The sequence below is a fragment of the Mesorhizobium sp. KR2-14 genome (assembly GCF_040049255.1).
GTDB lineage: Bacteria > Pseudomonadota > Alphaproteobacteria > Rhizobiales > Rhizobiaceae > Pseudaminobacter.
This window is the reverse complement of record NZ_JBDZDR010000004.1, coordinates 313861-332787: the sequence shown is the minus strand read 5'-3', so window position 1 is coordinate 332787 and position 18927 is coordinate 313861. Positions and strand designations below refer to the sequence as shown.

The window sequence follows — 18927 nt, the reverse complement described above, 5'->3', positions numbered from 1 at the left end:
ATCATGTCCGAGAACAGGACACAGCGCACGCTAAATCTCCCTCGTCTCGCCCACTGCCGGCACCAAGACCTCCACGCCCGAGCCTTCCATGCCTGCCACGAACTTCTCCGGTGTCTGGTCGAGCATCGGAAAGGTTGCATAGTGGCAAGGGATGACCGTTTCGAATTGGAAGAAGCGACGGCAGGCAAGGGCTGCCACCGCCCCGCCCATGGTGAAGCGGTCGCCCACCGGCACAATGCCGACCTTGGGCTCGTGCAACTCGTTGATGAGCCCCATGTCGGAAAAGATGTCGGTGTCGCCCATGTGGTACAAGGTGCGGTCATTGGCGAAGTGCAGCACCAGGCCGGCCGGATTGCCGAGATAGGTGTTGGAACCGTCGCCATTGTCTGCAGACGACGAGTGCAGCGCGTTGACGAAGGTGGTGGTGAAGCCGCCGCAGTCGACCGTGCCGCCGATATTGCCGGGGTTGATCTGGTCGCCCCGCACGCCCTGCCCGACGAGATACATGCAGAGCTCGAAATTTGCGACGAGCTGGGCACCCGTATTCTTCAGGATCGCGACGGAATCACCGAGATGATCACCATGACCGTGGGTGAGCAGCACATGGGTGACGCCTTCCGCTGGTCCCTCCCAGCTTTTGCCCCACAGCGGATTCTGGCTGATGAACGGGTCGATCAGGATTTTTGCATCCCCCACTTCAACGCGAAACGCTGATTGCCCGTACCAGGTGATCTTCATGGCTTGCGCCTCCTCGATTTTTTGTCGCCCTGAGGATAGAAGGCGGGACAGCCAAGTCAAAAGGAAAGCCGCGCGCCCTTGAACATCGTTGCAATCGAAGAGCTGCCGGCGCTGCTGGCCAACGGCAAGACGCTGGCCGGGCTGGACCTTGGCGACAAGACGATCGGGGTGGCCGTATCGGACCGCAGCCTCTCATTCGCGCATCCGCGACCGGTCATCATACGCAAGAAGTTCTCGATCGATGCAGCCAGCCTGCTAGAGCTGCTCGGCAAGGAAAACACTGGCGCGGTGGTGATCGGACTGCCCGTGAACATGGACGGCAGCGAAGGACCTCGCGCGCAAGCCTCCCGCGCCTTCGTGCGCAACATCGCCAAGCTCACGGACCTGCCTTTTGCGTTCTGGGACGAGCGACTGTCGACCGTCGCTGCAGAGCGCAGCCTGATCGAGATGGACATGTCGCGCGCCAAGCGCAAGACGAAGATCGATTCGGCCGCGGCCGCCTTCATCCTTCAAGGCGTGCTGGACAGGCTTCACGCGCTCGGCGAGGAAACACCGGCAAGATAACGCAGACGACGGGCCTTCAGACGCGCGGCGATCTGGCGACGCCGGCGGAAGGCAAAGATCGCGAGAAGAATCAGCGTGTCGAACACGCAGGCCTTGGCGACCATGGCCGGAATGATGTGCGGGTCGATGCCCAGCATCTCGCCATAGAGTTCGAACACTAGGTCGTGGACCTGGCGCGTCAGCATCACATAGCCGAAATTGACGTCATAGAACGACAGGCCGAACCAGCCCCAGAAAATGAGCAGCGGCGAGGCCCAGAGGATGAGGATGTAGCGCATCAGCGCCCCCAGCCGATTCGCGCAGCCCCCGGCAGAACACACAGAGCCTGCGCCGACGGCAAGCCGGCGGCGGTGGCGAAGCAGGTCAGTGTTGGGCCGTTGTAGGTGCGCATGGTCGTCCTCGGATTCCCCCTACTTTGAAGCGTTAACCATTTCGCCGCAACGGTAACTGTTCATTAAGGTTAATCGCACCAATCTCACCGATTGGGAATGGCGGCAAATAGGCTGTATAGATCGCCTGCCAACCCTCCTTGCCCAAACGTTCCGGCACAACCTCATGATCGCGATTTTCGACAGCATCCTGCCGATCTTCCTGCTGATTCTCGCCGGCAACCTTTTGCGCCGCGTGCCACTGATCGATGCTGGAGCGTGGGTGGGGCTTGAGCAGATAGGCTACTGGTTCCTCTATCCGGCGCTGCTGTTCGTGACGATCTACAACGCCGATTTCGAAGGGCTCCAGCTCGACGCGATGATGCTGGCGCTGGCGCTGGCCCTGACGGCGATGATCGCCCTCACCTGTGCCCTGTGGCCGCTGCTGGGTCGCGCCGGTCTCGTCCAGAGAAGTGAATTTTCATCGATCTTCCAGACCGCGGTGCGCTGGAACAGTTTCATGGCGCTGGCGATTGCCCAAAAGGTCTTTCCGCCGGCCGGCATGGCGGTGGTGGCGCTGGTCATGGCCATCATCATCATTCCGATCAACCTGGTGACGGTCTTCCTGGTGACGCGCTTTGCCGACCGGGCCGCCAACTGGCGGCGCATCGGGCGCGATATGGCAGTGAACCCGATGATCCTGGGTTCGCTGGCTGCAATTCTGCTCCGCCTCCTGCCGTTCCAGCTCTACGGGCCGCTTAACCAGACGCTCGGGCTGGTGGGCAATGCAGCGCTTGGAATGGGGCTGCTGGCAATCGGTGCTGGCTTGCGCCTCGGCGACTTGTGGCAGCCGCGCTTTGCCCTGCTGCTACCGGTGATGCTCAAGCTGATGCTTTTTCCGGCTCTTCTGATCGGCTCGGCGCTGGCGTTTGGCGTCAGCGGCAGCGAGCTTTCCTATTTGGCGCTTTGTGCGGCGGTTCCGACGGCGATGAACGGCTATCTGCTTGCGCGCCAGCTCGGCGGCGACGCAGAGCTCTATGCCGCCGTGACCACTGTGCAGACGGCGGCCTCGTTCGTGACCATCCCGGCAGTTCTGGCGCTGTCGGCTCAGATCACCGGATAGAGCGTGTCGACGATCATGCGGGCATCATGACGCGCGTCGAGCATGCCATAGGTGCCGCGCCACTGGCCGGCTAGCCGAGTCTCGATGAAGGCGTCGGCAATGCGCCCTGCCCCCATGCGCCGGAGCTCCGCCGCGGCGGCGGACAGCGCAAGTTGCTCGGTGAGGATGCGCGCAGAGCCCTCGTCCGACGCGGCAACCTGCTGGGCAGCACGCAGCACGCTGGTGGTGCCGCGCCCACTCGGACCCAGATCCCGCTCGATGCCGGCCAGCACGTCGTCGAACAGGCCGGGCGCGCGGCCAAGAACGCGCAGCACGTCGAGCGCCATCACATTGCCCGAGCCTTCCCAGATCGCATTGACCGGGGCCTCACGGTAGTAGCGCGCCAGCGGCATCTCCTCGACATAGCCATTGCCGCCCAGGCACTCCATCGCCTCGTAAAGCAGCGCCGGCGCGATCTTGCACACCCAGTATTTCACCACCGGGGTCATGACTCGGGCGAAGGCCGCCTCGCCGCGATCGGCCGCAGCCTCGTCGAATGAACGCGCCAGCCGGAACGACAGCGCCGTGGCGCCGGCGACGTCCAGCGCCATGTCGGCCAGCACGCGCTGCATCAGCGGCTGGTCGATAAGGTTCGTGCCGAACACCTGGCGATGGCGCGTGTGGTTGACCGCCTCGGCCAGTCCGGCGCGCATGATGCCCGAAGAGGCAATGGCGCAGTCGAGCCGCGTCAGCGTCACCATGTCCATGATGGTCTTGATGCCCTGCCCCGGCTCACCCACCATCTCGCCGAGCGCATTGACGAATTCCACCTCGGAAGAGGCGTTAGAGCGGTTGCCGAGCTTGTCCTTCAGGCGCTGGAAGCGAAAGCCGTTGCCGCTGCCGTCGCCCAGGATGCGGGGCATGAGGAAGCACGACAGCCCCTCGCGCGCCTGCGCCAGCACCAGGAAGGCATCGGACATCGGCGCCGACATGAACCATTTATGGCCGGTGATGCGATAAAAACCGTTGGCCGCACGGTCGGCGCGGGTGGTGTTGGCGCGCACGTCGGTGCCGCCCTGCTTCTCGGTCATGCCCATGCCGAGCGTCAGGCCGGCCTTTTCCACTGGCGGCTTCTGCGACTGGTCGTATTTGCGCGTAGTGACGCGCGGCGCCCATTCGCGGAACAGTTTTGGGCTGGCCATCAGCGCGGCCAGCGAAGCGCTGGTCATGGTGATGGGGCAAAGATGCCCGGTCTCAAGCTGCGCGGTTAGATAGAAGCGCGCGGCGCGCACCTGGTGGCGGCGGCCGGTCTCGTGCGCGCCGTTTTCCCAGATCGAGGAATGCAGGCCGTTGGTCACCGACCGGCGCAGCAACGCGTGATAGGCCGGATGATAGTCGACGACGTCTAGGCGGCGGCCCTGCCGGTCATGCGTGCGGAGCTTGGGCGTCTCGCTGTTGGCAAGCCGGGCAAGATCCTGCGCCTCGGCGCTGAGAACGAAGCGGCCGACGGCATCTAGATCCTTGCGGACGGGCTCGGAAAAGTCCTCCGCGATCTGCACCAGCAACGGGTCGCCCCGCCAGGCGTTGCTCCCCGTCAAAGGCGGGGATTGGTTGGTTACCTCGTCGCTCACGCGCAATCCTTAGGGTTGCTCTTCGGTGCACGATGCGAATCCGAAGTGGGTTCAAAGGCGGTTATAACCCAAGCTAACCTTACCACGCGATGAAAATCCCGGGAAAGAACCGCTTCAATCCTTCGTCCAGCGCTTGCGGTGGCATCGGCACGAGCCTATAGGACGGCTTTAAGATGACCGACATTTCAGCCCTGCCGCTCTTTCCGCATCGCCATCTGCTTGGCATACGCGACCTTTCTCCCATCGATATAGAATTGCTGCTGGACCGGGCCGATGCCGCGGTGGCGATTTCGCGCCAGAACGAAAAGAAGACAACCACCCTGCGCGGGCGGACGCAGATCAATCTCTTCTACGAAGCCTCGACCCGCACGCAGTCTTCCTTCGAGCTCGCCGGCAAGCGCTTGGGCGCCGACGTAATGAACATGTCGGTGGCGAGTTCGTCGGTGAAGAAGGGCGAGACCCTCATCGACACGGCCATGACGCTGAACGCGATGCGGCCGGACATTCTCATCATCCGCCACGCCTCGGCCGGCGCTGCCGCGCTTCTCGCGCAGAAGGTGGGATGTTCGGTGGTCAATGCCGGCGACGGCGCGCATGAGCACCCGACGCAGGCGCTGCTGGACGCGCTGACCATCCGCCGCGCCAAGGGGACGATCCCCCGCCTCACCGTGGCCATCTGCGGCGATATCCTGCATTCGCGCGTCGCCCGCTCCAACATCCTGCTGCTAAACGCGCTGGGTGCGCGGGTGCGCGTCGTGGCGCCGTCCACTCTGCTGCCCTCCGGCATCGCGCAGATGGGCGTCGAAGTTTGCGCGACGATGGCGGAAGGCCTGAAGGACGCCGACGTAGTGATGATGCTGCGTCTGCAGCGCGAGCGCATGGAAGGCGCCTTCGTGCCCTCGGTGCGCGAATATTTCCGCTATTTCGGCCTTGATGCCGAGAAGTTGAAGGCCGCAAAGCCTGACGCACTGGTGATGCACCCCGGCCCGATGAACCGCGGTGTGGAAATCGCCTCTGAAATTGCCGATGGCCCGCAAAGCGTCATCCAGGAACAGGTCGAGATGGGCGTGGCCGTGCGCATGGCCGTGATGGAGGCGCTGCTGGATCCGCGCCGCAGCCAGGACGGAGGCCGGGCATGAGCATCACCGTTTTCCAGCAGGCCCGCATCGTAGATCCGTCGCGCGGCATCGACGAGATCGGCTCCGTCATCGTCGAGGGCAAGAAGATTGTCGCTTCCGGCGCGGCGGCGCTGAATCAGGGTGTTCCCGAAGGTGCCACTGTGGTCCCTTGCGCCGGCAAGACGATCATCCCTGGACTGGTGGACGGCCGGGTGTTTATCGGCGAGCCGGGCGGGGAGCACCGTGAGACCATCGCCTCGGCCAGCCTCGCAGCCGCCGCCGGCGGCGTGACCTCCGTCGTGATGATGCCCGACACCGACCCGGTGATTGACACCGTCGCGCTGGTCGAATTCGTGCTGCGCACCGCGCGCGACACCGCGCTCGTCAACGTGTTCCCGGCTGCCGCCGTTACCAAGGGCCTCGAAGGCCGCGAGATGACCGAGTTCGGCCTGCTGCGCGCGGCCGGCGCTGTCGCCTTCACCGACGGCCGACGCACCATCGCGAATTCGCTGACCATGCGCCGCGCCCTGACCTATGCGCGCGACTTCGGCGCGGTCATCGCGCAGGAGACGCAGGACCCGCACCTTGCCGGCTCGGGCGTGATGAACGAGGGGCTCTATGCGAGCTGGCTCGGCCTTTCGGGTATTCCGCGCGAGGCGGAACTGATCCCGCTGGAGCGTGACCTCTCGCTCGCCCGGCTGACGCGCGGCCGCTACCACGCCGCCAAGATCTCCACCGCGCTCTCGGCCGGTGCTGTCGCCCGCGCCAAGGCAGACGGTGCGAATGTCACCGCCGGCGTGTCGATCAACCACCTGTCGCTCAACGAGAACGACATTGGCGAATACCGCACCTTCTTCAAGCTTTCGCCGCCGCTGCGCACCGAGGACGACCGGCAGGCGATGATCGAGGCGCTGCGGGACGGCACCATCGACATCATCGTCTCCTCGCATGACCCGCAGGACGTCGACACCAAGCGCCTGCCCTTCGCTGACGCCGCCGACGGCGCGATCGGCCTGGAAACGCTGCTGGGCGTGGCGCTGCGCCTCCACCACAACGACGAAGTGCCGCTTCTGCGCCTCGTCGAGGCGCTTTCGACCGGCCCGGCAAAGCTGTTCGGCCTGCCGGGCGGCACGCTGAAGCCGGGCGCGGCGGCAGACCTTGTCCTGATCGACCTCGATGAGCCATGGGTCGTGCACGAGGCCGCCATCCGCTCGCGCTCCAAGAACACCTGCTTCGAGGGTGCACGGCTGCAAGGCAGGGTCTTGCAAACTATGGTTGCGGGCCGCACAGTGTTTTCGGCGTAATTCGGGCCGTCCACGGGCGGCACCGAGGGGGAAATAGATGGATCCTTTGACCTGGCAGCTTCCGCTGTCCGTTCTCGTTGCGGCGCTCGCCTTCGGCTACCTGCTCGGCTCGATCCCGTTCGGCTTGCTGGTGACACGCGCGGCCGGGCTGGGGGACGTGCGCAACATCGGCTCGGGCAACATCGGCGCCACCAACGTGCTGCGCACCGGCAACAAGAAACTTGCCGCGCTGACCCTCCTGCTCGATGCGCTGAAAGGCACGGCGGCCGTGCTGCTCGCCGGGCTTTACGCCCCGGAAGCCGCGCTGCTGGCCGGCTTCGGAGCGTTCCTTGGGCATCTTTTCCCGGTCTGGCTCGGCTTCAAGGGCGGCAAGGGCGTGGCGACCTATCTCGGCGTGCTGATCGGCCTCGCCTGGCAGGGCGCGCTGGTTTTCGCGGTGGTCTGGCTCATCATTGCCTTCCTGACCCGCTATTCCTCGCTCGCTGCGCTGGTCGCTGCTATCGCCGTACCCATCTCGCTCTTCTTCCTCGGCCAACGCGATACGGCTGTCCTGTTTGCCGTCATGAGTCTAATCGTGTTCGCCAAGCACCACGCCAACATCTCCCGGCTGCTCTCCGGCACCGAGTCGCGCATAGGGGCGAAGGGATGAGCAAGGCTGCCGGTCTCCGTCTCAGTGACCGGCAGAGATTGAACTGGCTGCGTCTGATCCGTACACCGAACGTCGGCCCGGCCAGCTTTCGCGACCTGATCAACCGTTTCGGCTCGGCCGAAGCCGCAATCGAAATGCTGCCGGAACTGATGGCCTCTGGTGGCGCCAGCCGCATCGTCCGCATTCCGTCGTTAGCCGACGCCGAAGCGGAGATGGAGGCGGCCCGAAAGCACGGCGCCCGCTTCGTCTGCATAGGCGAGCCCGACTATCCGCCAATTCTCCGGCGAATGGACAACCCGCCGTCCCTGCTGGCGGTGAAGGGCACAAGCGCGGCTTTCGATCTGCCGCCCGTTGCCATAGTCGGCGCACGCAACGCCTCGCTTGCCGGCATCAGGATGGCGCGCACGCTGGCAGAAGAGCTTGGCCGCGAGGGATTTGCGATCGTTTCCGGTGTCGCGCGCGGAATAGACACCGCCGCGCATCAGGGCAGCCTTGCCACCGGCACCATCGGCGTTCTGGCCGGGGGTCTCGACCGACCCTACCCGCCTGAAAACATCGCGCTCTGCGGGGAGATCGCGGCGGGCTGCGGCGCGATGGTGTCGGAGATGCCCTTCGGCTGGGAACCGCGCGCGCAGGATTTTCCCCGCCGCAACCGCATCGTAGCCGGTCTGTCTCTCGGATTGGTTGTGGTGGAGGCGGCCAGGCGCTCCGGCTCGCTGATCAGCGCACGGATGGCGGGCGAACTCGGCAGGCTGGTTTTCGCCGTGCCCGGATCGCCTCTCGACCCGCGCTCGGCCGGCACCAACGGCCTGCTGAAGGACGGCGCCAGCCTTGTGACCGAAGCCGCGGACGTGGTGGCCGGCATCGCACCACTGCTGGGCATACCTCTTTCAGTTCCAAGCCCGCGCGAGGACCCGCCGGACTTCGTCGCGACCCCGCCCCCTGCCGACGACGACCGGGCGCGCGTCGTCGAGGCACTGGGACCGACGCCGGCTGCCATAGACGAGATCATCCGCCATACCGAGCTTCACCCGGCACAGCTATCCATGATTCTCCTGGAGCTCGACCTGGCTGGCCGACTCGAACGCCATTCAAGTGGCGCTGTGTCGCTTGTTATGCATAACTCTTAAGGGGCGTTGGCCGCGAATGATGTCGCTGGCTTCGATGTAGGCCATTTCAATAAGGAAGGCGAGCATGTCGCAGCGCTCGGATTCCGCCAAGGTACGCAGCTGGCCAAGCAACGACTGTATATAGTCGAGAGTATCGGTTCGCCTCGTTGTAAGGGACTGCCGCATCGGCAATACTCCGGTTTGTCCAGCCGGGCCGCACCGCCGGACAGGAGGGGGTTAGACGAATGACTTTTTGCAAGAATTCTCCACAACCAGTGATACTATAGACCATATTACACTTATCCTAGATTGCAATACGCAGACGCCCGCATTTTTGGCGCGAGGCCTATCTGTCAACCGTCGATTTCGCCGTCGCCCCTTGACCGGATGCAAAACCGCAGCCATGTGACGAGCCAGTTGACAGAATTTTTCGCCGCGCGTCGCCTTTGTTGCCGCTGGCGACACCATTGGAAACAAGAGAAAACATGGACGTCGTCGTCGTCGAGTCGCCCAACAAGGTCAAAACCATCAACAAGTATCTGGGCAAGAACTACAAGGTTCTCGCCTCGTTCGGCCATGTGCGCGATCTTCCGGCCAAGGACGGCTCGGTGAAGCCGGACGAAGACTTTGCCATGTCCTGGTCCGTGGACGGCGCTTCGGCCAAGCGCCTGACCGACATCGCCAAGGCGGTGAAGGATGCCGACGGCCTGATCCTCGCAACCGACCCTGATCGCGAGGGCGAGGCGATTTCGTGGCACGTCCTGGAGGTGCTGAAGCAGAAGCGCGTGCTGAAGGACAAGCCGATCAAGCGCGTGGTGTTCAACTCCATCACCAAGCAGGCCGTGCTCGACGCCATGGCCAATCCGCGCGAAATCGATCCGCCGCTGGTCGATGCCTATCTGGCGCGCCGCGCGCTCGACTATCTCGTGGGCTTCACGCTGTCACCGGTGCTGTGGCGCAAGCTGCCCGGCGCCCGCTCGGCCGGCCGCGTCCAGTCGGTGGCGCTGCGCTTCGTCTGCGACCGCGAGAACGAGATCGAACGTTTCGTGCGTGAGGACTACTGGCTGATCGCGGCGATCCTCGCCACGCCCCGCGCGGAGAATTTCGAGGCCAAGCTCACCGTCTATGACGGTAAGAAGCTGCAGAAGCTCGACATCAAGACCCAGGAACAGGCCGACGCGATCAAGGCCATGCTGGACGGCGCCGCCTTCAAGGCGCTGTCGGTGGAGGCAAAGCCCACCAAGCGCAACCCTGCCCCGCCCTTCACCACTTCGACCCTGCAGCAGGCCGCCTCGTCGCGCCTCGGCTTCTCGGCGTCGCGCACCATGCAGGTGGCGCAGCGCCTCTATGAGGGCATGGATATCGGCGGCGAGACCACCGGCCTCATCACCTATATGCGTACCGACGGCGTGCAGATGGCGCCGGAGGCGATCAGCGCAGCCCGCGCGGCGATTGCACGCGAATTCGGCGACAAATACGTGCCGGAAAAGCCGCGCTACTATTCGACCAAGGCCAAGAACGCCCAGGAAGCGCACGAAGCCATCCGCCCGACGGACTTTTCACGCACTCCCGCCGAGGTGCGCAAGTATCTCGATGCCGACCAGGCCAGGCTCTACGAAATGATCTGGAAGCGCGCAATTGCCAGCCAGATGCTGCCGGCAGAGATCGAGCGCACCACCGTCGAGATCGAGGCGCGCAACGGCGCCCGCACGGCGGAGTTGCGTGCGGTCGGCTCCGTCGTCCGCTTCGACGGCTTCATCGCCGCCTATACCGAGCAGAAGGACGAGGACGCGGAGGACGAGGAAAGCCGCCGCCTGCCGGAAATCCGCGCCGGAGACGCGCTCGACCGCCAGTCGATCAACGTCACCAGCCACACCACCGAACCGCCGCCGCGCTACACCGAAGCCTCCTTCATCAAGAAGATGGAAGAGCTCGGCATCGGCCGCCCGTCGACCTATGTCGCCACGCTCAAGACGCTGGAAGACCGCGACTATGTGACGATCGATAACCGGAGGCTGATCCCGCAGGCCAAAGGCCGGCTGGTCACCGCCTTCATGGAAAGCTTCTTCGAGCACTATGTCGAATACGACTTCACTGCCTCGCTGGAAGAGAAGCTCGACGAGATCTCGGACGGCAAGCTGTCCTGGAAGGACGTGCTGCGCGACTTCTGGAAGGCGTTTTCGGCGACCGTCGACGACATCAAGGAACTGCGCGTCACCGACGTGCTCGACGCACTCAACGAAGAGCTTGCTCCGCTCGTCTTCCCTGCACGCGAGGATGGCTCCAACCCGCGCATCTGCCCGAAGTGCGGAACCGGCAACCTGTCGCTGAAGCTCGGCAAGTACGGCGCCTTCGTCGGCTGCTCGAACTATCCCGAATGCGGCTACACCCGCCAGCTCGGCGGCGACGGCAATGGCAACGGCGAAGGCACCGAGGGCCTTGAGGACGGCACCAAGTCGCTGGGCAAGGATCCCTACACCCAGGAAGAGATCACGCTGCGCAGTGGCCGTTTCGGTCCCTACCTGCAGCGCGGCGAAGGCAAGGAGGCAAAGCGCTCCAGCCTGCCCAAGGGCTGGACGCCGGCAAGCATCGATCATGAGAAGGCGATAGCGCTGCTGTCGCTGCCGCGCGATGTGGGCAAGCATCCCGAATCCGGCAAGATGATCTCGGCCGGGCTCGGCCGCTACGGGCCGTTCGTGCTGCACGACGGCACCTATGCCAATCTCGAAAGCATCGAGGACGTGTTCTCGATCGGCCTCAACCGCGCGGTTTCGGTTCTGGCGGAAAAGCAGTCGAAGGCGAAGGGCGGCCGCACCGCCGCCGCGGCGCTGAAGGAACTCGGCGAGCATCCGGATGGCGGCGGCGCGATCACCGTGCGCGACGGCAAATACGGACCCTATGTCAATTATGGCAAGATCAACGCGACCTTGCCTAAGGGCAAGGATCCGGCAAGCGTAACCATGGAAGATGCGCTAGCGCTGATCGCCGAGAAGGAGGCCAAGGGCGGCGGCAAGAAGCCAGCCCGCGCCAAGGCTGCTGCCAAAAAGCCGGCCGCGAAGAAGCCTGCCGCAAAGAAAACCGCGACCAAGAAGTCCGCGAAGAAGACAGAGGAATAACCCCCCTTGGCAAGAGACATCTCCGGGCGGAAAGGTGCCGGCACCAAGAGCGGCTCATCCGAGGCTGCCCGCTCCGGAGGCAAGTCGCGCGACTTCCTGCCGTCGCGCGACGATATCTTGCGCTACATTTCCGAGAACCCGGACAAGAGCGGCAAGCGCGACATCGCCAAGGCCTTTTCGCTCAAGGGCGAAAGCCGCATCTGGCTGAAGGACACGCTGGCCGAGCTTCAAAGCGAAGGGTTGCTGGAGAAGGACCGCAAGCGCCTGATGCGCCCGGGCGCCCTCCCCGCCGTTGCCGTGCTGGACATTTTCGCGCGCGACGAGGACGGCCTTCTGCTGGCCCGCCCCACGGAGCAGCGCGAAGGCGCGCTGCCGACGGTGGTGTCGATCAAGGTTCCGCGCAGTGGCCCGGCACCGGGCATCGGCGACCGCGTTCTGGCCAAGACTTTTCCCACCCATGCCGAGACCGGGCCGGCCTACACGGCACGCGTGATGAAGGTCTTCGAGAAGCGCAGCGAGGCGGTTCTCGGCGTGTTCCGTGTGCTCCAGGACGGCACCTTCCGCATCGAGCCGGTGGAGCGCCGCCAGTCCGAACTGGTGGTGGAGAAGGAATTCCGCAACGGCGCCGAAAATGGCGACCTGGTGGAAGTCGAGCCACAGCGCGCCTCGCGCTATGGGCTGCCGCGCGCCAAGGTGCTGAACGTGGTTGGCTCGCTGGCCAGCGAGAAGGCGGTCTCGATGATCGCCATCCATGCCCACGACATACCGCACATATTCCCGCAGGAAGTGATTGCAGAGGCCGAGGGCTCCAAACCCGCCACGTTGGAACGCCGCGAAGACTGGCGCGACGTGCCGCTGGTGACCATCGATCCGGCTGACGCCAAGGACTACGACGACGCGGTCTACGCCGAGGCCGATACCGACGAGCGCAACCCGGGTGGCATGATCGTCGTCGTCGCAATCGCCGATGTCGCGGCTTACGTGCGCTCGGGCACCCCGCTCGACCGCGAGGCGCTCAAGCGCGGCAATTCGGTCTACTTCCCGGACCGCGTGGTGCCGATGCTGCCGGAACGCATCTCGAACGACCTCTGCTCGCTGAAGCAAGGCGTCGACCGCCCTGCCCTGGCGGTGCGAATGACGTTTTCGGCGGAGGGTCGAAAGATCCGCCATTCGTTCCACCGCATCATGATGCGTTCTGCCGCGCGCCTCGCCTACCCTCAGGCGCAGGCGGCGATCGACGGCACTCCGGATGATGCGACGGGGCCGATCCTCGAAACAATCCTGAAGCCGCTTTGGGACGCCTACCACGTGCTCAAGCGCGGGCGTGATTCGCGCCAGCCGCTGGAGCTCGACCTGCCGGAGCGCAAGATCCTGCTCAAGCCGGACGGGACCGTCGACCGGGTCGTCGTGCCGGAGCGGCTCGACGCGCACAAGCTTATCGAAGAGTTCATGATCCAGGCCAACGTCTCTGCGGCCGAGACGCTGGAGGCGAAGAAGCAGAGCCTGGTTTATCGCACCCACGATGCGCCGTCGCTTGCCAAGCAGGAAGGCTTGCGCGAGTTCCTGGCTACGCTGGGTCTTTCGCTGGCGCGCGGCGCGCAGATGATGCCGGCGCAGTTCAACCAGATTCTGAGCCGCGTGAAGGGCGCCGAGCACGAAGCGCTGGTCAACGAAGTGGTGCTGCGCGCCCAGAGCCAGGCGCTCTATTCACCTGAAAACCTTGGACATTTCGGCCTCAACCTGCGCCGCTACGCCCACTTCACCTCGCCGATCCGCCGCTATGCGGATCTTATCGTGCACCGCGCCCTGATCGGCGCGCTGAATTTCGGGCCCGACGGCATCACCCGCGGCGAGGAAGAGAGGCTGGAAGACATCTCCGAGCTGATCTCGGCCACCGAGCGCCGCGCCATGGCGGCCGAACGCGACACCATCGACCGGCTGATCGCCGGCTATCTGGCTGAACACCTCAACGATACGTTCGACGCGCGTGTTTCAGGTGTCACCAGGGCGGGTCTTTTTGTCCAATTGCCGCAGTACGGCGCCGATGGTTTTATTCCGGTGTCATCGCTGGATGGCGACTACTATATATACGACGAGTCTACCCAGGCGCTTTTCGGAGAACGCACGCGCAAAGGCTATCAGCTTGCAGATCGCGTCGAGGTTCGCCTCGTCGAAGTGGCCCCGCTACAGGGCGCAATGCGTTTCGAGATGCTGACCGAGCCAAAGCCGTTGCCGGGATCCAAGGCGTCATATCACAAGGCAAAGGCACAGAGGTCGCGGGCTCGCGCTGCACAACGCAAGATGCCCCGGAGCAGGAGACGGTGATGGAGACACAGGTTTTTGGCGCGGCGGAAGCAGCCCGGCCAACTCGGCCGCTGTGGCAGGCAATGAAGCGCGGCTTTCTCGGGCGCTGCCCGCATTGTGGCGAGGGAAAGTTGTTCGGCTCGTTCCTGAAGCCGGTCCACCATTGCGAGCACTGCGGCGAGGAGATGTATCACCACCGCGCCGACGACCTGCCGGCCTACATCGTCGTTGTCATCGTGGGACACGTCGTGGTTGCCGCCTTCATGGGCATCGAGGCCACGGTCCAGCTGTCCACCTGGCAGCACCTTGCGATGTGGGTACCCGCGACCATCCTGATGTCGCTTGCGTTGCTGCGCCCGGTCAAAGGCTCGATCGTCGGTCTGCAGTGGGCTCTCTACATGCACGGCTTTGACGGCAAAGGCGACCACAACGACAATATGGACGCCTGAACGAAGCGGCTGGCGTAAAGCTCTATCCGCTGGAACAATTTCGCCCGGCGGCAGATTCCCCTAAAGTGCATGCATGGACGGATTGACCAAAGACCAGCTGGACAAGGCCGAGTCCAATGACGCGTCGTTAGGCGCCGGCCCCAGACGACCACGCGACGCCGCGACGCTGATCCTGCTCGATCGCAGGGGCGGCGAAGTGCATGTGCTGATGGGCAGGCGCCATTCGAGCCATGCCTTCATGCCGGGGAAGTTCGTCTTTCCCGGCGGGCGCACCGACCCCGATGACGGCCGGGTGCCGGTGACCGACATGCTTGACCCCCTCGAAGAGGCCAAGCTTCTGGCGACCATCGCGCGCAGGAGCCAGGCAAGGGCACGCGCGATCGCGCTATCAGCGATTCGCGAGACTTACGAGGAAGCTGGCTTGCTGATCGGGCGAAAAGGCCCCTTCTCGACAGCAAAAGCAGACTGGCAGGGTTTTGTCGAACACGGCGTGCAACCGACATTGCAGCCGCTTCGCCTGGTGGCCCGCGCCATCACCCCGCCCGGCCGGGTGCGCCGTTTCGACACCCGTTTCCTGGCGACGTGGCGGACCGACGTTGCCGTAGAGCTTCCAGGCGGCGGCCCGACCAACGAACTGGAAGGGCTGATCTGGCTGCCGCTGCGCGAAGCGCCGCAGGCCGACGTTCCGGTCATCACCAAGACCATACTCGAAGAACTTCAACAGCGGCTGGCGGCAGACCCCCAGCTACGCCCCGGCGGACCAGTGCCCTTCTACCGAATGGTCCGAAACAGTTTCATCCGCGACCTTTTTTAATTCCGAAAGTTCCAGGTTCGACAAATACATGACAGGCAGCATCGAATCGCAGGCGCTAGACGTGCCCATGCGATGGTTGTCCATTTCGGCAGCTATCGCGTCCATCAGCGTTGTGGGCATCGCCATTGGGCTGGGCATGCCGCTGCTGAGCATCATTCTGGAGACGCGCGGCCACTCGGCCTCGATGATCGGCCTCAACACCGCCATTGCCGGCCTGGCCTCGATCGCCGCCGCGCCGCTGGCGACACCGCTGGCGGTGCGATTCGGTGTGGTCGCCACCATGTTCGCCATGATCGTGCTGGGCGCGCTGGCCTTCGTCGGCTTCTACTTCGCGCCTTCCTTCTGGATGTGGTTTCCGCTGCGCGTGGCGCTGCACCTGTCGCTGACGGTCCTCTTCATCCTGTCTGAATTCTGGATCAGCACCTCGGCCCCGCCGAGCCGGCGCGGGCTGGTGCTGGGCATCTACGCGACGGTGCTTTCGCTCGGCTTCGCTGCCGGCCCGTGGCTGTTCTCGCAGATGGGAAGCTCCGGCTTCATGCCGTTCGGAACGGTATTCCTGCTGGTGATGATTGCGGCCATCCCGGTGCTGGCGGCCTGGCGGGAAAGCCCCAACATCGTGCCTGAAGGCGGCAAGACCGGCTTCATCCGCTACATATGGCTGGTTCCGACCGCCACGGCCGCCGTGCTCGTGTTCGGCGCGGTCGAAACCGGCGGCTTCGCGCTGTTTCCCGTCTACGGCAACCGCATCGGCTATTCCGAGGGCGACGCGGCGCTGCTTCTGACAATGATCGGTCTCGGCAACGTGGTCATGCAGATTCCGCTCGGCATGATCTCCGATCGCGTCAAGGACAGGCGCCACATGCTGCTCATCTGCGCGAGCGTGGGCCTGGTCGGGATGATTCTGCTGCCGCATATCCAGACGGACTGGCACGTGATGGCAGGCCTGCTGTTTCTATGGGGCGGCGTGGTGGCGGCACTCTACACCATCGGTCTTGCTCACCTCGGCTCGCGCCTCTCGGGACACGAGCTTGCCAATGCCAATGCCGCGTTTGTCCTGTGCTACGGCCTGGGCATGGTGCTGGGCCCGCAGGCGATCGGCATCGGCATGGACGTGTTCGGCAGCGATGGCTTCGGGTGGTCGCTGGGCGCATTTTTCGCCGCCTATATCGTTTTGTCGGTCGTCCGCCTCGTCATCGGCATAGGCCGGACTTGACTTTCCGCGCATGTTCTTTATGTGTCGCGCCAAGTTTCCGCGTCCGGGCTTCTAGCCGTGGTCAGGCGGCCCGAACTTCAAAGATAGACGGAAGAACATCATGGCCAAAGCCGCAAACATCAAGATCAAGCTTCTTTCGACTGCCGACACCGGCTACTTCTATGTGACGAGCAAGAACAGCCGCACCAAGACCGAGAAGCTGTCGTTCCGCAAGTACGACCCGGTCGCCAAGAAGCACGTCGAATTCAAGGAAACGAAGATCAAGTAATTTTCGATCCATTAGCGAAAGCGCAGCGATGCCGCCCCTCGGGCGGCATTTTTGTTTTATCGGCAGGAAAAGAACCGCAACGCGGAAGCGCGCGATCAATCGTCCGTCAATTTTCGAGGGAGAGTTGGGGGCCGGCCGGCGCACGGCAGCGGTACGAGGAGGCCACTATGTGCCAGCGCCGGCCGACCGACCCCATGGACCCAGGAGATGCGGCGGACCTGAGCATCATGGGGCTGCTCGCGGAAAGGCCCGAAAACTGTACGGGCGCCCTTTCCTTCCGCAGCGAGAGTTGCGCAAGCCCGGTTGAAAATCAATAGTTTCTTAACCGCAGTTAGCGAATCACCTTGATTAAGGTAAATCGCTAACCTTTCGGCCGAGGGACCTGCCCGCGCCTGCTCACGCCGCCTTGGCGACCACGCGGTTTCGGCCGGCCCGCTTGGCCTCATAGAGGGCTATGTCTGCCCGCTTCATCAGATCGGCCACTGTATCCAGCCCGCGCCGCAGCGAGGAAACGCCGACGCTGACCGTGACATCCAGGCACTTGCCATCCTTGCCGGCCGGAAACGGTTCTCGTGCGACTTCGGCGCGAATGCGCTCGGCCACCTTTTCGGCGATTTCGCCCTCGGTGTCCGGCATGACGACGACGAATTCCTCGCCGCCATAGCGGCAGGCGAGATCGATTCCGCGCACGTTCTTCCGCAACCGGCTGGCAAACTCGCGCAACACCTCGTCGCCGGCATCATGCCCGTAGGCGTCGTTGACGGACTTGAAGCGATCGATATCGGTAATCATCACCGACAGCGGGCGTCGGCGCGCCACCGCGCGATCGAACAGCGTTTGCAGGTGGCTGTCGAGATAGCGGCGGTTGTGCAGGCCGGTCAGCCCGTCCGTCACCGCCATTTCGATGGTCTGGGTGACGCTGGCGCGGAGGTGGTCGTTGTAGCGCTTGCGCTTGACCTGGGTGCGCAGCCGCGCCAGCAATTCCTGCTGATCGATGGGGCGCATCAGATAATCGTTGATGCCAAGCTCCAGGCCGCGGATGACCCGCTTCTCCTCACCGGGGTCCGCCAGCAGGATGATCGGCAAGGAGCGGGTCCCGTCGAAGGTGCGGAACTGGGAACAAAGCCGCAGCGCATCGAAGTCGGCGAAGGCTGTCGAGACGATGACGCATTCATAAGGCGCATCAGCGGCCTGAAAGAAGGCGGCATGCGGATCTGTGGCGACGTCAAGCTGCATCTTGTTGCGCAGCATGCTCTGGATGCGCTCGTAAGACGACGGCCTTTCGTCGATCAGCAGCACGTGCGGCGGCGTGCCCTCGGAAGGCTGCCGGCGGCTGAGCAACTCCTCGATGCCGATATTGCGCGTGGTGGAGGCGCGCAGGCGCAGTTCGTCGGTCAGCATCTTGAGCCGCACCAGGCTTTTGACACGGGTCATCAGCTGCAGATCGTTGGCGGGCTTGGTCAGAAAATCGTCCGCCCCCACCTCCAGCCCGCGAATCCTGTCGGAGACATCATCGAGCGCCGTGATCATCACCACGGGTATGTGCGAGGTGGCAGGGTCGCTCTTCAGGCGGCGACAAACCTCGAAGCCGTCCATATGCGGCATCATGACATCGAGCAACACCACGTCGACCTTGCCGTTCTCGCAGGTCTCGATGGCATCTGCTCCATTGGTGGCCGTCACCACGTCGTAATATTCGGCCAGAAGCCGCGCTTCGAGCAGCTTCACATTGGCCGGAATGTCATCGACGACGAGAATGCGCGCGGTCATGGTGCTTCCTGCTCAGGCAACTGGCGAGCGGCGCACTAGGCGTCGCCCAGATAGGACTTGATCGTCTCGATGAAGCGCGGAACCGAGATGGGCTTGGAAATGTAGGCCTCGCAGCCGCCCTGCCGGATGCGCTCCTCATCGCCCTTCATGGCGAAGGCAGTGACCGCGATGACAGGGATGACGTGCAGCTCGTCGTCTTCCTTCAGCCACTTCGTCACCTCGAGGCCGGAGACCTCCGGAAGCTGGATGTCCATCAGGATCAGATCTGGCTTGTGGGTGCGCGCCAGTTCCAGCGCCTCCAGTCCGTTGCGGGTTCGAACCGTCTCGTAACCGCTTGCTTCGATCAGGTCGCGGAAGAGCTTCATGTTGAGCTCGTTGTCCTCGACGATCATTACCTTCTTAGTCATAGA

General features: G+C 64.0%; 17 protein-coding genes. 12 read left to right on the top strand and 5 right to left on the bottom strand.

Annotation, left to right across the window (positions count from 1 at the left end):
* Positions 1–30: 30 nt before the first annotated feature.
* Positions 31–738 carry a metal-dependent hydrolase gene (locus tag ABLE86_RS13740; protein WP_348779516.1) on the bottom strand — a complete coding sequence of 236 codons (708 nt, stop codon included), beginning with the start codon at positions 736–738 and terminating at the stop codon, positions 31–33.
* Between the two features lie 78 nt (positions 739–816).
* On the opposite strand from ABLE86_RS13740, the gene ruvX reads away from it, so the two are divergent.
* Positions 817–1302: a Holliday junction resolvase RuvX gene (gene ruvX, locus ABLE86_RS13735; protein ID WP_348779515.1), complete on the top strand. Its 486-nt coding sequence runs from the start codon at positions 817–819 to the stop codon at positions 1300–1302.
* Here ruvX and ABLE86_RS13730 read toward each other — a convergent pair.
* Positions 1269–1580 carry a DUF6105 family protein gene (locus ABLE86_RS13730; protein ID WP_348779514.1) on the bottom strand — a complete coding sequence of 104 codons (312 nt, stop codon included), beginning with the start codon at positions 1578–1580 and terminating at the stop codon, positions 1269–1271. The two genes, ruvX and ABLE86_RS13730, sit on opposite strands and share 34 nt — an antisense overlap.
* 277 nt (positions 1581–1857) lie before the next feature.
* Between ABLE86_RS13730 and ABLE86_RS13725 the strand changes: the two genes are divergently transcribed.
* Positions 1858–2793, top strand: a complete 936-nt coding sequence (locus ABLE86_RS13725; protein WP_348779513.1) for an AEC family transporter — start codon at positions 1858–1860, stop codon at positions 2791–2793.
* Here the strand turns inward: ABLE86_RS13725 and ABLE86_RS13720 are convergent.
* Positions 2778–4403, bottom strand: coding sequence for an acyl-CoA dehydrogenase family protein (locus ABLE86_RS13720; RefSeq protein ID WP_348779512.1), 1626 nt, complete (start codon positions 4401–4403; stop codon positions 2778–2780). The two genes, ABLE86_RS13725 and ABLE86_RS13720, sit on opposite strands and share 16 nt — an antisense overlap.
* Positions 4404–4576: 173 nt before the next feature.
* Here ABLE86_RS13720 and ABLE86_RS13715 point away from each other — a divergent pair, with 173 nt between their 5' ends.
* The 10 genes from ABLE86_RS13715 (at position 4577) to rpmG (ending at position 16747) form a co-directional block, all read left to right on the top strand.
* Positions 4577–5542 carry an aspartate carbamoyltransferase catalytic subunit gene (locus ABLE86_RS13715; RefSeq protein ID WP_348779511.1) on the top strand — a complete coding sequence of 322 codons (966 nt, stop codon included), beginning with the start codon at positions 4577–4579 and terminating at the stop codon, positions 5540–5542.
* Positions 5539–6825 (top strand): dihydroorotase, encoded by a 1287-nt coding sequence (locus ABLE86_RS13710; protein WP_348779510.1) that lies wholly within the window; start codon positions 5539–5541, stop codon positions 6823–6825. Before ABLE86_RS13715 ends, ABLE86_RS13710 begins: the two co-directional genes overlap by 4 nt.
* A gap of 37 nt (positions 6826–6862) precedes the next feature.
* Complete coding sequence (plsY, locus tag ABLE86_RS13705; RefSeq protein WP_348779509.1) at positions 6863–7474, top strand: glycerol-3-phosphate 1-O-acyltransferase PlsY; 612 nt, start codon at positions 6863–6865, stop codon at positions 7472–7474.
* On the top strand, positions 7471–8604 hold the full coding sequence (dprA, locus tag ABLE86_RS13700; protein ID WP_348779508.1) for a DNA-processing protein DprA: 1134 nt from the start codon (positions 7471–7473) through the stop codon (positions 8602–8604). Before plsY ends, dprA begins: the two co-directional genes overlap by 4 nt.
* Positions 8605–9068: 464 nt before the next feature.
* Positions 9069–11699 (top strand): type I DNA topoisomerase, encoded by a 2631-nt coding sequence (topA, locus tag ABLE86_RS13695; protein WP_348779507.1) that lies wholly within the window; start codon positions 9069–9071, stop codon positions 11697–11699.
* Between the two features lie 96 nt (positions 11700–11795).
* A complete protein-coding gene (gene rnr / locus ABLE86_RS13690) occupies positions 11796–14024 on the top strand; it encodes a ribonuclease R (protein ID WP_348779629.1) in 2229 nt (742 codons plus the stop codon).
* Positions 14024–14452, top strand: a complete 429-nt coding sequence (locus tag ABLE86_RS13685; RefSeq protein ID WP_348779506.1) for a DUF983 domain-containing protein — start codon at positions 14024–14026, stop codon at positions 14450–14452. The genes rnr and ABLE86_RS13685 overlap by 1 nt, the downstream gene beginning before the upstream one ends.
* A 73-nt stretch (positions 14453–14525) precedes the next feature.
* Positions 14526–15266, top strand: a complete 741-nt coding sequence (locus ABLE86_RS13680) for an NUDIX hydrolase (RefSeq protein ID WP_348779505.1) — start codon at positions 14526–14528, stop codon at positions 15264–15266.
* A gap of 28 nt (positions 15267–15294) precedes the next feature.
* A complete protein-coding gene (locus ABLE86_RS13675; protein ID WP_348779504.1) occupies positions 15295–16479 on the top strand; it encodes an MFS transporter in 1185 nt (394 codons plus the stop codon).
* Positions 16480–16579: 100 nt separating this feature from the next.
* Entirely contained in the window at positions 16580–16747 is a 168-nt protein-coding gene (gene rpmG / locus ABLE86_RS13670) for a 50S ribosomal protein L33 (protein ID WP_348779503.1), read from the top strand.
* 396 nt (positions 16748–17143) lie between these two features.
* On the opposite strand, the gene ABLE86_RS13665 is transcribed toward rpmG, so the two are convergent.
* A complete protein-coding gene (locus ABLE86_RS13665) occupies positions 17144–18517 on the bottom strand; it encodes a PleD family two-component system response regulator (RefSeq protein ID WP_348779502.1) in 1374 nt (457 codons plus the stop codon).
* A 35-nt stretch (positions 18518–18552) separates the two neighbouring features.
* Positions 18553–18909: a response regulator gene (locus tag ABLE86_RS13660; RefSeq protein WP_348779628.1), complete on the bottom strand. Its 357-nt coding sequence runs from the start codon at positions 18907–18909 to the stop codon at positions 18553–18555.
* Positions 18910–18927 lie beyond the last annotated feature (18 nt).